Annotated in this window: 8 protein-coding genes; 3 read left to right on the forward strand and 5 right to left on the reverse strand. The window is 70.0% G+C overall.

The window, feature by feature from the left end:
• Positions 1-36 precede the first annotated feature (36 nt).
• The 4 genes from AC3ET4_RS16125 to AC3ET4_RS16140 form a co-directional block, all read right to left on the reverse strand.
• Positions 37-2,739 (reverse strand): right-handed parallel beta-helix repeat-containing protein, encoded by a 2,703-nt coding sequence (locus AC3ET4_RS16125; protein WP_431949797.1) that lies wholly within the window; start codon positions 2,737-2,739, stop codon positions 37-39.
• Between the two features lie 19 nt (positions 2,740-2,758).
• Positions 2,759-4,108 (reverse strand): type VII secretion integral membrane protein EccD, encoded by a 1,350-nt coding sequence (gene eccD, locus AC3ET4_RS16130; RefSeq protein ID WP_431949799.1) that lies wholly within the window; start codon positions 4,106-4,108, stop codon positions 2,759-2,761.
• Between the two features lie 66 nt (positions 4,109-4,174).
• A complete protein-coding gene (locus AC3ET4_RS16135; RefSeq protein WP_431949801.1) occupies positions 4,175-4,495 on the reverse strand; it encodes a WXG100 family type VII secretion target in 321 nt (106 codons plus the stop codon).
• 83 nt (positions 4,496-4,578) lie between these two features.
• Complete coding sequence (locus tag AC3ET4_RS16140) at positions 4,579-5,001, reverse strand: WXG100 family type VII secretion target (RefSeq protein ID WP_431949803.1); 423 nt, start codon at positions 4,999-5,001, stop codon at positions 4,579-4,581.
• Between the two features lie 1,850 nt (positions 5,002-6,851).
• On the opposite strand from AC3ET4_RS16140, the gene AC3ET4_RS16145 reads away from it, so the two are divergent.
• The 3 genes from AC3ET4_RS16145 (at position 6,852) to AC3ET4_RS16155 (ending at position 8,846) form a co-directional block, all read left to right on the forward strand.
• Positions 6,852-7,520, forward strand: a complete 669-nt coding sequence (locus AC3ET4_RS16145; RefSeq protein WP_431949805.1) for a ricin-type beta-trefoil lectin domain protein — start codon at positions 6,852-6,854, stop codon at positions 7,518-7,520.
• Positions 7,521-7,798: 278 nt separating this feature from the next.
• Positions 7,799-8,134: a YbaB/EbfC family nucleoid-associated protein gene (locus tag AC3ET4_RS16150; protein ID WP_431949807.1), complete on the forward strand. Its 336-nt coding sequence runs from the start codon at positions 7,799-7,801 to the stop codon at positions 8,132-8,134.
• Positions 8,135-8,399: 265 nt separating this feature from the next.
• A complete protein-coding gene (locus tag AC3ET4_RS16155) occupies positions 8,400-8,846 on the forward strand; it encodes a PAS domain S-box protein (RefSeq protein WP_431949809.1) in 447 nt (148 codons plus the stop codon).
• A 372-nt stretch (positions 8,847-9,218) separates the two neighbouring features.
• Here the strand turns inward: AC3ET4_RS16155 and AC3ET4_RS16160 are convergent, their stop codons facing one another.
• Complete coding sequence (locus tag AC3ET4_RS16160) at positions 9,219-12,932, reverse strand: S8 family serine peptidase (protein WP_431949811.1); 3,714 nt, start codon at positions 12,930-12,932, stop codon at positions 9,219-9,221.
• Positions 12,933-13,182 lie beyond the last annotated feature (250 nt).

A 13,182-nucleotide genomic window follows, 5' to 3' on the forward strand; every position in this document is an offset into this window, starting at 1 on the left:
CAGCGCTCCGCCAGGTGTGCCTCCGGTGAGTGGCCATCAGGCCACCACCGGGGGCACATCGGACGGCATCAGCACCGTCAGGTCGTCGTCGCTGGGGGAACCAGGCAGGTCCGACACCCGCATGGCGTGCCGCTCCGTCATCTGCTGGAAGGCCTGACGGGCGGTGCGTCCGTTGCCGAAGCGCTCGGTGCGTGCGATCGAGTCGAAGTGCTCCAGCAGCACCGCCGCCGTCTCCTCGGGAATCCGGTACTCGTGCTGGGACGCCTGGTACTCCACGATCCGCACCAGATCCGATGACGTGTAGTCGTCGAAGCTCAGGGTGCGGGTGAACCGGGAGGCGAGGCCCGGGTTCGAGTCGATCAGACGCTCCATGTCCTCCGGATATCCGGCCGCGATGACCACCACGTCGTCGCGGTGGTCCTCCATCAGCTTCACCAGGGTGGAGACGGCCTCGAGCCCGAAGTCGTTGCTCTGCCCCACCGGCACCAGCGAGTAAGCCTCGTCGATGAACAACACGCCGCCCAACGCCTGTCGGAAGACCGCGGTGGTTCTCGGGGCGGTGTGGCCCACGTACTCGCCCACCAGGGCGCTGCGGTCGGCCTCGACCAGATGCCCGCTGGCCAGCAGCCCCAGAGCGGCGAGGAGCTGGCCGTACAGGCGGGCCACCGTCGTCTTGCCGGTACCGGGGTTGCCGGCGAATATGAGGTGCCGGCTCAGCGGGGGCGGCTGCAGACCCGCCTCCTGACGCCGCTTGACCATCTGCATCAGCTTGGCCATGGCGGCCACTTCGCGCTTGACGCTCTCCAGGCCGACCAAACGGTCCAGCTCTGCGAGGAGTTCGGGCAGCCGGTCCTCGCCGACGGACTCCTGGAGGCTGACCCCGGCCTTCCTCGCCGCGGCGGCGCGCGCTCCGGGTGCGCCGGTCACGACGGCCGTCTGCCCCTCGTCCTCCGTCGGCATGGAGGCGACCTTGACGTTGCTGCTGCGGCACTGCTCGAAGCGGGCGGCCGCGTCATCCGCCTGGGACAGGTCCTCGTCCGTGTCGTGCACCAGGCAGCGGCGCAGCACGGTGGATGCCTTGGCGCCCACGTACACGGCGGGAAAGCCGGTGGCGGATACCGCGCAGTCCTCCAGCAGGCCTTCGGCGCCGTCGCCCGCGTACACCCCGTTCTTCTGAGTGCCGGCTATGGTCACCGACCGCACCCGCGGGCGGGCCCCGGTCCAGATCACCAGTCCGCTGCCCTTGGTGTCGGAGATCGCCAGATCCTCGATCACGGCCTCGGTCCCGTCGTCGAGGAAGACCCCCGCGGAGCCTGAGCCGTCGACCCGGCCGCCGCGCACCACCGCACCGGTGGCGGCGGCGATCTCGATGCCCGTCTTGGCGGACCGGGACACCTCGCAGTCCTCCAGCAGGGGGCGGTGCCTGGTCTCCAGCCTGACGCCGGTCTCCGCCTCGTTGATCACACAGCGGCGCAGCACCGCGTCGGCGTCCTTGATGTCCACGCCCGTCATCCGCGCCCGCTCGACATGGACGTCCTCGGCGAGGACGTCCGCCCCGCCCTCGGCCCGCAGGGCGTGCTGCGCGCTGTCCCGTAGCGTGCAGGAGCGCAGTTCCACGCGGGCGTTGCCGCCGACGTAGAGGGAGGTGTACGCGGTGGTGGAGATCTCGCAGTCCGTGAGGCCCACGGTGCAACTGTCCGAGGCGTGCACACCGTTGGCGCCGGTACGGGCGACGGTGCTGCCCCGGACGAACAGCTGAGCGCTTTCCACGGCGCCGAGCGCGGTCCCGGGCAGGTCCACCACCCGGGTCCGGTCGAGTTCGACCCTGCTGGTTCCCGCGGCGATCACCCCGGCTCCGCCCGTCTCCCGGATGTGGCAGTCCTGGAGCCAGAACTCGGCGGTGCCGGACACGACCACGCCGTCCCCGGCGGTACCGAAGACCTCGCACTTCTCCAGCCGGATCCGCATCTCCTCGCGGCCGGCGGCTGCCGCCTGGTCGGTTCCGGCCCCCGGAGTGGGTGCGGTCACGCCCGGTGCGTCGGTCACCCTTACCCCCTGAGCCTTGCTGTCGTGCAGGCGGCAGCCGCGCAGCAGCGGACGTGCCGGGGTCTGCACCACCACCGCGGCGTCACCGGTGTGCCGCACCGTGCAGTCGTCGAAGACGCCCTGGGACTCCCCGGTCAGCACCAGACCGCATCCGCTGACCCGCTCCACGACGGTGCGGCGCACCTCCACGGTGGCGGCATCGCTGAGGGTCAGGCCATGACCGGAGATCGACCGGATCGTGCAGTCCTCGGCGAGGACACTTGCCGTGCCGGTGGCGTGGAGGCCGGCGCCGAGGGCCTCCACGACGGTGCACGAGCGCAGTTCCGCGGCGGCGTCCCGGATGACCTCGATGCGGCCCCGGGACACCTCGCAGTTCTCCAGCACCGCCCGACCAGCGCTGACCAGCACCGCCGGACCGCTCTCGGGGACGCCCTCGATCGTCAGATCCCGGAGCGTGGGCGCGCCGCCGTTCACACTCACGGCGGGACCGTGTGTGGCTGCGATGCTGACGGTACCCTGACCCTTCTCCGCGACGATCGTGAGATCGCGGTCCAGGACCAGTGACTCTCTGTAGACACCGGGCTGGACGTGGATCACCGCGCCGTCCTCGGCCGCCCTGACAGCGGCCGTGACGGTGCGGTAGACGCCCCACCCACGCTCCGCCACGCGCAGGACGTTCCGCTTCACTGCCACGCTCCGCTCCCCTGTACCGTCACGGTGTCTGACCGGGGTTCAGCAGCGAGACGTACACGCCGAAGACGCCCACTGCCAGCGGCACAGACGCCAGCAGGAAGAGCCCGCCGAGCGGGTCGATCCACGCCGCACGCTCGTCGGAGCGGTCGGCGCGCAAGGCCCGGCTCAGGCCGATCAGCAGCGCGACCGCGGCCACGGCGACCAGGGCGAAGGGACCGGTCGCGACCGGTGCCCCGAAGGCTCCCGGGGCGTGTATCAAGGTGGCCACCAGGCCGGTCGTTCCCGCGGTCACCACCGGCACCACCGCCACCGCAATGGTCAGCCGGCCCGCTCGCAGGACCATGGCCAGGCCGAGGCAGCCGGCCAGGGCGACGGCGAACGGCTGGTCCGAGGTGCCCAGGATCACCAGGCACGCGGCGGACACCAACGACGCCAGCGAGTTCAGCCCGACGAGCAGCCGCTGGCCGCGGCGTACCAGGTGCAGCACATCGGCCTCGTCGCCGTATGCCTCCGGTCGGCCGATGTGCGCATCGGCCAGCACCGAGGTGTGCCCGGCGACCTTGGGTGCGACGGCGAGGACCACCATCATGGCGACACCGACCACCGCGGACGCCTCCAGCAGCGAGGCGCCGAGGAGGCGCAGGCACACCGTGAGCAGCAGGGCCAAGGCGCTGATCGCCACGACCATCAGCGTCGTCGCGTGACGGATCGCCAAGACCGCGGCCAGCGATCCGATCAGGGCGCCTCCGCTCAGCGCCAGGAGCACAGAGGTCGTGCCGGCGGCCGCCGGCTGCAGCGAGGCCGCGGCCACGGCGACCAGCGGCACCGCGGAGTACGCCATGACCAGCCGCAGTCCCAGCGGCAGCGACCAGCCCTGCCGGGTGGAGTGCCAAGCCAGCAGGGCCAGCACGGAGGCACCGGCGATCGCCCCGGCCCCGGTGGCCGGCAGCGCCCGGCCGGTCCAGGTCAGCGTCGCGAAAGCCGCGACGAGGCACAGGACACCGAGGACCAGGGTGGTGAAGGCCCGCGACCGCCAGCCCCACGCGGTGGCCGCACCGTCGAGCTGCTCGACCGTCTCCTCCAGGTCCGTGACCACGGGCTCGTCGAACTCTCCCGCGGCCATGTCCTTCAGGTACAGGGTCGCGCCGTCGACCACACCGCACTCCCGCAGGGAGGTCTCCGGCGGGAACGGCGGGGTGCCGGGCATGGCGAGCGACCACACCGGCGGAAAGGTGTCGTCGAACTCCACCTGCCCCACAAGGTCGAGCAGGGCCGGGGTGTACTCGGCGATGGCCGCGTCCGCGGGCACTGCGAGGTCCACCCGCCGCCGGGTTCCCACCACGGTCACGTGGCAGCGTTCGTTCTCCACTGGTGCTTCCTTGTCACACGTAGGGCCATATCGGGCGTGCGGCCGCGCGGTCCGCTGTAGCCCGGGTCAGGCCATAAACGTCTTGAGGTTGGCTTCCTCGGTGCCGTGGTAGTTGTCCCAGTTCACCTTCATCGCGGCGGCGATCTCGCCGAGCACCCCGCCCTCCGCCTCGGAGCCGAAGAGACCTGTGGCTGCCTGGTCCCACTCGTACATACGGGCCTGATATTCGGTCGCGGACTGTGCCTGCCATGCGTCGATCAGCGTCTGCAGGTTCTGCTTGAGCCGGCTCAGCTCGCCCATGATCTCTGCCGCCCGTGAGTTGAGGTAGGCGCCGCTCCCCTCCAGGTCCCTGCCGACACGGATAACTGCACCTTCGATATTGGTCATGCCAATTCCTTCGACGAGATGAGTAGGCAAGATGTGTGGGGGTGACGACGTCCGAACCGCTGCGGCGGCAGGCGGCAACTGGGTTAGGCCAGCCGCGCCGGTGGGAGCTGGATGTTGGTCAGGTTCGACACGTTCGACTGCTCGGAGTCTTCGGCGTTGGCGGCGGCGGTGGTCAGGCCGCCCGCGATGCCGAGGAGCGCGTCCCTCAGTTGCATCGCGTGGTAGTCCCATTCCAGCATGAGTTGCTGGAACGTGGTCGCGGCGATACCGCCCCAGGAGGCTTCGAGGCCGACGACGTAGTTCTTCAGATCTCGGAGATCCTGCTGGACCAGCGCTTCGGTATCACGGATGTTTTGCGCCTTGGCACGGAGCTCCGACGGCTCCATGTTGTAAAGAACGCCGTCCGAGCCCTGGAAACTGGTGCCCGCACCGACATCTTGGGCCATGTTGTCCGCCTTCCTGAACTGTTCCGCCGCAGGCCGATACCCGGCGTATCGGTCCAGCATGAAGGGCTCAGGGCAGCCCGACCGGACACAGAACCGACGCGGAGCAATGCCAGGACCTGCGGATCGCCCGACGGGCGCCTGTTGGATTGAACCAGGCGCAAGCGCCTCCCCTCTGGCTCGCCGGGGATCATGGCACGGAGGTTCATGGCGTTGGCGCGGGTTTTCTGGAGGAGGGTGCCGCCCGGGACCACGCCTGGTGACCAATCGTGTGGCGTTCGGGTGGGATGGCCGAGCCGGCCGAGCGTTGACGTGCATACGCCCGTACCCGCACCCGGCTGCCGCGGAGACGGGTGCGGGCGCGGCCGGGCCGACCGCCGCGGGCAGCGGTCAGGCATGTGCGTACATTGCACTGGTTGGGTGCGGTTTCGTCCGGTCGCACCCACACGCGTCCCGGCCGCATCGCCGACGGGACCGCCACAAGACCTCCGCCCACCGCCACAGCCCTCAGAAACCCGTGGACACTGATACCAAACGGCATATATCGAACGGGACACTGGAACGAGGGCGCCAACTCCATGAACCTGCGGGCCACGGGAGGGAAAGACGCATGGACACCGGCGTAGCCTGACGCGCGCCGATCCTCTTCGAACGGCGGTCGCACGGTGCGTACGGATTCGAGCGGTCCCGGCACCGCGCCGAGGCGGACGAGTCGGCGGTAAGCAGATGCGAGGAATCCCCTTACAGCGCGCGGCTACGGCGAGGAACTCCGGTGTCAGCTCGGACCGGACGTCACCGTGAGTCCGTCTGCGGGCGACGAGCCGTCACAGAATCTGGTCCAGGGAGCAAACAGCACGTGGCAGCACACAGAAGACGAGCCCTCTTCGGGATCGCCGGAGGCGCCATAGGCGGTGCGTCGCTCTGCGACCGGGCGGGGCTGCCGGTCGGCGAGGGAAATGATGCCTGGCCACGGGGGATGCGCGGGCACGGTTCAGCGGTGGCGCGCCTCGACCTCAGGGGCGCCTCGTCGCCCCGGGTCATCGAGCTGACGCCGATCGGGGACGCGCACAGCTCGCCTCCACCCACTACGCGGCCGCGGCACGGGCGCCTCTTGTGCCACGAGCGGATCATGCCGGTGACCGCACTCAAGGTGGCGGCGGACCCGAAGGCGAGGGCTTGATGCGTCCCCTCGTCGCCATGCCACCGCGGGCGCTCACCCGGCGAGACACGAAGTCGAGGACGGCGCCCTGGGAGGCCGCCGCCGGCATGACGTTCAGGAACCACGCGGGGACGGGCACGTCCGCGACGAACCGCGCGGCTGCGGGCTGACAAGCGGGATCGGGGTCGGCCCTCCATCCTGCTCGGCAGGCCGCCCCCAGGTCACCGCCGCCGCGCTGCCCCGCCCAACCCGACGATGTGCTGCGTTGCGCTCCACGCCGTCAGGCCGTCGCATCGGCGCCCTGTCGGCGGTTACCTCATGCGCATCCCCCGACGTGGGATCGCGCAGTCCGACTTCCCCTGCACACCCATACTTCTAGGACACGGGAGACGAAGTGCCGCCCCAGCCCAAGCCACAGGACTCACACCCGGACGGAGCGTCCTCGCGCTTCGTCACCGCGTTCACCCGGCGCACGACACAGCTTCGCGAGGGCGGGAATCCGGGATCACGGCCGTGGACGTGGATCATCGGCGGCGCCGGTCTCACCGTGTGTGTGCTCCTGATCGTGTTCGCGGTGGCGAAAATGTCGTCCGGCTCCGGCACCGAGGACAGCGCGAAGGCCGGGCAGACCGCCCCCGTGTCGTCCTCCCCCTCGGGCGGTTCACACGGCGCGGCCGACCCTGCCCACTCGGGCCGGCCGGGCCATCCGGGCGAGCCGGGAAAGCGCACTCCGGGGAAGCCCCCTGTACCGGGCATGTCGGGGAAGCCCGTCGACTCCGGGCAGCCGAACAACGGCCTTGCCTCGAACCGTGACGGCGGTGGGTCGAACTCGCCCGACGGCGGCGTGATCAACCCGTCTGGCTCCAACACCCCCGACGGCTCCACAGCGCATCGCTCAGCATCCGGCACCACCAGCGGATCGGGTTCCACCGGCGGATCGGGTTCCACCGGCGGATCCGGCTCCACCGGCGGATCCGGTGGCACGACGACTCAGCAGAACACGTCGCAGCAGCACACGATCACCTCGTACGGGGGTGTTCTGGTCTACAGCCATGACAGCGGCCGCTGCATCACCGCCAGCGGATCCCAATACACCAAGGCCCAGGACGGCACGCGGCTGGAGATCCGGGACTGCGTCGGCGGTTCGTGGCAGCAGATCGACTTCCGCTCCGACGGCACCGCCCGGATGTTCGGACTCTGTATGGACGTCGCCGGTGCCTCGCAGGCCGACGGCACCCCGATCCAGCTCGCCAACTGCAACGGCGGCTGGGCGCAGAGGTTCAAGCTCAACAGCGCCCACGACCTGGTGAACACCCAGGTCGGTATGTGCGTGGACGTCACCGACATGCGCACCGCCAACGGGACCAAGCTCCAGTTGTGGAGCTGCGAGGGCACGGACAACCAGAAGTGGAGCAAGGGATGAAGCGGCCTGACGGCCGGTGACCCGGGGCCCGGCGCTGTCCGTCGCGAACTGCCGCTTCGCGTCGAACCCGTCGAACCCGTCCTTCGGGCGGGGTCGGCGGGTTCGCGGACCGCACCGGGCTTCTGGCCGTTCGGTCCACCGCACCGCTCGCCAGAGCCTCAGGCCCTCCTCCTGTTCGCCCGCACGTGAACGCGAACGACCATGGCGCCGCGCGCCGCACAACCTCCCGCGCCTCCTCGACCCGGCAGGCGCAGCCCCCACGCGAAAGGAACCGCAATATGGAATCCGCCGGCGGACTCGACATACAGAGGCTCCTGAACACCGCTACGCGGATGAAGCAGGACCTGCTCCGGGCCCAGGAGGAACTCCGCACGGCGACCGTCCAGGGATCAGCGGGCGGCGGCGCGGTGCGGGCGACGGTCAACGGCAAGGGCGAGCTGCAGAAACTGGTGATCTCGCCGGCCATTGCCGACCCGGACAATGCGCATGCTCTGGCCGCGATGGTCGTCTCCGCCGTGCGGGATGCCCAGCACGCCCTCGCGGCCCGCAGCGAAGAGCGACTTCTTCCCGTGCTCGACGCGCTGGACAGGGATGTGCAGGACCTCTCCGGCTGAAAGCGCGGCAGCCCGCGGGGTGTGGCCGGTGACGTGACGGCGACGCGGCCCGCTGCCGCGCGTACCGCTGCGGCACCGGTCGGCTCGCAGCCCGACCGGACGGCGGAGCTGCGGTTTCCGCATGGCCGCCGGCCATTCCGGTCGAGGTGATGCGCCGCGATGGCCGTTGCCCGCTCCGGGGCCGTTGCCGATCTCATGGCCATGACACGTGGCGACTGTATGCTATCTGCTGCATACACCTGCCCGCCCGAAGGCCGGAGGAGACATGGACGACCTGGACCCCGAGGTAGTGCTGGGCATGGCGGCCCAGGCGCCCGACGGCGTGGTCATCATCGACCGCGAAGGACTCATCCGTTACTGGAACCACGGTGCGGAGCGGATCTTCGGATACTCGTCGGTCGAAGTGGACGGCCGCAGCCTGGACCTGATCATTCCCGAACGGCACCAGCAGCGTCACTGGGACGGTTTCGAGAAGTCCATGGCCACCGGGACCACCAAGTACGGGGACGACGACCTCCTGACCGTGCCCGCGGTGGGCGCCGACGGCCGGAAACTGTCGATCGAGTTCAGCGTGGTGCTGCTGAACGACGCGGAGGGGCGACCAGGTTACGTCGGCGCTGTCATCCGGGACGTCACCGAGCGGCGCGCCAAGGAGAAGGAGCTGTACCGCCAGGTGGCGGCCGCCAAGACGGATCGAGTGGCGACGACCTGACGGGGCGTCACCCATCGATGGGGCGGCGTCCCTGATGCGGCGCAGAAGGTCTCCGCTCCTCAGTTCCTGCGGGGTCGCGGCGGCACGTGCGGCCTGGCCGGTCTTCTGGACGTCGAGGCTGATGACGTCGTAGACGGTTTTCCGGGGTTCACGACGGCCGGACTGCTGGGGTCGCCGGTGGACGCGGAGGAGGGGCCTCTGGCTGGAGACGACCCCCGGCCATGGGCCGGGTCTGCCGTGGCGGCCGGTGCGGGCGAGTGCGGCGAGAGGGCGGTGGCTTGACGGACGCGGGTGGCGCCGGTCGGCGAAACGGCGGCCGGTGTCCTCACCTTGGAGGGTGGGGGCGCCGGCCGCCGGTCGGTTGATGCGGTGTTACTTCAGGCCGAAGGCCCGGGTGACGGTCTGGGTGATGCCGCCGCCGTTGTGCTGCTTGGCGGTGACGCGGAGGGAGACGTCACCCGCGCGGGCGGGCGCGTGGAGCTGTGTCCGCCAGGTTCCCTTGGTCTGCTTGAGGTCCTGGGGCTGCCAGGTGGCGCCGTCGTCGTAGGAGACCTCGAGCTTGACCGAGGAGACCGCGTCCTTGGCGGCGTCACTGCCGAGGACGACGGGCTTGACGATGACGTCCGAGGTGCGCTTGGCCCGCCCGTCGAGGTCGACGGCCGTGTCGTAGTCGAGCTGGACCAGGGGGATGGCCTCGTTGTCGGCTGTGCCGGACCAGAAGCTCCACTCGGTGTGCGTGGTCGTCGAGTAGGGGGTGTGGTCGGTGTTCCCCTGCGTGTCGACCACGAGCCGGTAGGGAAGCCTCTCCGGGACGAGGTCACCCACCCCGAAGTCGGCAGTCGGGATGCCGCCCCACAGCTTCCTGTCGCCCTGGTAAAGGGCGATGTCTCGTGTCGCCTGGTAGTCAGTGCCGCTGTGGGCGGAACCTCCGTCGCCGAAGCCCGAGACCGTTCCGGCGATGGCGTTTCCGTATCGGTGGGGAAGCTCGGCATCGACCATACGCGGCCGGATGAGGGGGCCCTGCCAGTGCTCGCTCTGCACGCTGTTCGGCCGGTAGCCGACGATGTCGGTCCAGGTCGACAAGCCGTCCTGGTCGCCCACGTATTGCTGCCATTTCACGCCGTCGCCGGCGGACACCCAGTCGGTGCGCGTCCCCGGTGCGACCGGCTCCTTCGGGAACGGCGGCACGCGGCTCATCCCGGGGCCGGTGAGGTAGGGGTAGGCGGCAGGCCAGTACTCGTACGCTGGACTGTCCTCGCGGCTCTCCCGGATCTGCTGGCCGGTGCCCGTAGGGGCGAAGACGTTGTCGATGCGGGCGAGGCTGCCGGGGTCGGTGGCGGCGGAGGGGTCGTCCGGGATGCCTCCCTGGTGGTAGTCGGCCAAGTCGTACAGGTACTGCGGCGAGGGGTGGGCCTCGACCTTGAGCTTGGTCTTGCCCGGGGACGCGATCTTCTTGATCAGGGCTTCGCCCTCGTCGACGGTGAGCGAGGCGACGGGGAGGAGCCCGGTGGTGCGGTTGTCCGGTTCGCCGTACCACTCGCTCCGGCGGCCGTCGGCGTTGTTGACGACGAGGAGCATCGCCGCTCCGGCGGCGCGGGCGGCGGCGACCCGGTCGGCCGGGGTCACCCAGGCGTCGGCGCGGACGACCACGGCCTTGCCGCGGGCGGACAGGCCCGCGTAGTCGGCGGACTTGCCGGTGCCGGCGAAGACGGCCTCGACGTTGGAGGTGCCGTCTGCGAACGGAGCGGAGCCCGGCTGCACGAGGACGGTCTGGTCGAGGCTGTGCCCGGTGTAGCTGATCTTGAGCGGGGTCTGCTTGGCGCGGATGCGGGTGGTGAAGACGAAGCTGCCCTTCTTCACCTTGTTCTTGGTCGGGAGCGCCCACATGCTGTCGTACTCGGGCGAGACCATGATGACGTCGTGCAGCGCCTGAGCGTCGCTCGGGGTGGGTTGCGACGAGGTGAAGGAGCGGTAGAGGTCGATCCGGCTGGTGGTCACGACCGAAGGCTTGGGCGTGTCCACCTTGACCTCGCGGATGCCCGACGCGTCCAGGACCACGTCGTGGTCGGCCGTGAGGTCGACCTCGGGCGCGGTCAGGACGGCGTAGCCCAGGGAGTGCGGGCCGTTGCGGCCTTCGACGTCCATGGTGGACACGAGGGTGTAGGAGCCGGGCGCCCAGCGGCTGGTGAGCTGACCGTCTGGGACATACATCGAGGTGGTCTGCCCGTCGGCGCCGGTGATCTCGACCTCGCCGCTCACCGGCTTGCCGGCCTTGTCCTTCAGGTGGACCGTCAGGTCGTACTTCTCGGACTCGACCGACATGCCGACGGCCGTGTGCACGGCGACCGAAGAGGAGCGCGCGGTGACCTGGCCGGCGTACTGGCCGGGCGCGAGGCCCTTCGGGTTCGCGACGACCTCGACCGTCGCGGTGCCGCGGGCCGGGACCGTGACGCGGTCGGCGGCCAGGGTGAACACCCCCGCGGACGCGGCACCGGGGTCGACCGCGAGCCGCAACGTGACGGCCTTGTCCGTGGTGTTGGTGTAGGTGATCTTCCGCTTGACCGGCTCGCGCTTCTGGTCCTCGCTCCAGCGCACCAGCCCCGCGTCCACCGACCCGGTCGCGATGACCTGGTCCTTCACATAGGCGGCGGCCACGTCCAGACGGCCGGAACCCGCCTCATAGGGCGTATAGGCCGGCGTCAGCGCGCTGGTGCTCATCAGCGCGTCCTTGATCTGCCGCGCCGTCCACTCCGGGTGCTTCTGCGCCAGCAGCACCGCCGCACCGGCGACGTGCGGCGCCGCCATCGACGTACCGCTCTCCGTACGGTAGAAGCCTTCGGCGCCCTTCACCTGTTGCGAGCTGGCCGCCAGGATGTCGACACCCGGCGCCGTCACGTCAGGCTTCATCGCGTCGTCGCCCAACCGCGGGCCGACGGCGGAGTTCCAGGCAAGGACGTCGGAGGAGTCCACCGAACCGACCGTGAGCGCGGCGTCCGCGGTACCCGGGGCAGTCACGGAGTAGGGGTTCTGGCCTGTGTTGCCCGCGGCGATGACGAACAGCGCGCCCGTCTCGGCGGTCAGCGTGTTCACCGCCTGGCTGACCGGATCGTCCTGGGTGTGCCGAAACGGCGAGCCCAGGCTCATGTTGATCACCTTGGCGTGCTCGGTCCGCGCCGCCCACTCCATGCCCGCGATGATGTCCGAGTCGAACCCGGCGCTGTCGTTGTTCAGGACCTTGCCCACGATCAGGTCCGCGCCGGGGGCGACACCCTGCTCCTTCCCGCCGGAGGCCGCGCCGGTCCCGGCGACGGTGGAGGCGGTGTGGGTGCCATGGCCGTTGCGGTCGACGACCTCCTGGCCCTCGACAAAACTGCGCGACGCCACCACGCGACCGGCCAGGTCGGGGTGGGTGAAGTCCACTCCGGTGTCCAGTACGGCGACCCGGACGCCCGCGCCCGTGCCACCCGCCTTCCACGCCTCAGGCGTGCCGATCTGCGCGTTGCTCTCCGCCATGGTCCCCTGCGCCTTGGCGTCGAGCCACACCTCCTCGACACCCGCGGCGAACGCGGGGAGACTCTCATCAGCCGTCTGCTTGGCCGACCGCACGGCGTCCTGCCCGGCGGTGTCGGTGAGCGCCGACCAGAAGGTCGCGGCCATCGATCGCTGCGCCTTGACGGCGGCCCCGTTGATGGACGGCAGGTCCAAGGTGGCCTTCGCCCCGGGCAACGCCTTGCCGGACGGCAGCGCGCCCCCGGCGGCACCACTCTTGCGAGCGGTCGTACCGCTCCTGCCGGCGACCGCGTCATCGGACTGGGTGACGATCAGCGGCAGCGTACCGGTGTGGGCGTCATCATAGCCTTGGGCAACCAATTGGGTGACGTTGAACAGCTGCCTGTCCAGCCGGCCGGTCGCGATGTAGGGCATCGCCTCATCGGGATACACATACGTGTCGCCCTTCTCGACGGCCACCCGCACGGAACCCCTGGCACCCGGCGCACGCTCGATGTCGTCGATCGACACCGCTCCGCCGGGCCCCTGAGACATCTTCACCTTGTCGCCGGTGACCAGCGTCACCGAGACCGGCACGGGCTTCGCGCTCCCCTGCCCGGCAGGAGCGGCATCCGAGAACGGGGAAGGTGTGGCGCTGTACGCCGCCGAAGAAGCCATCAGGCCGGCGACGAGGGCTCCGGCAAGGGGCGCTGTAAATCTTCGGGCAAATGGAACTTTCAAAGGACCCTCCATGGTCAGCGATCGAACGAATTTGAACATCAAGCGCCATGCTCTGTAAAGCTATTGAATATCCAGTCTGCGCACGCTATTTTATGTGTTTCTTTGC

It is taken from the genome of Actinacidiphila sp. bgisy167 (assembly GCF_057707665.1).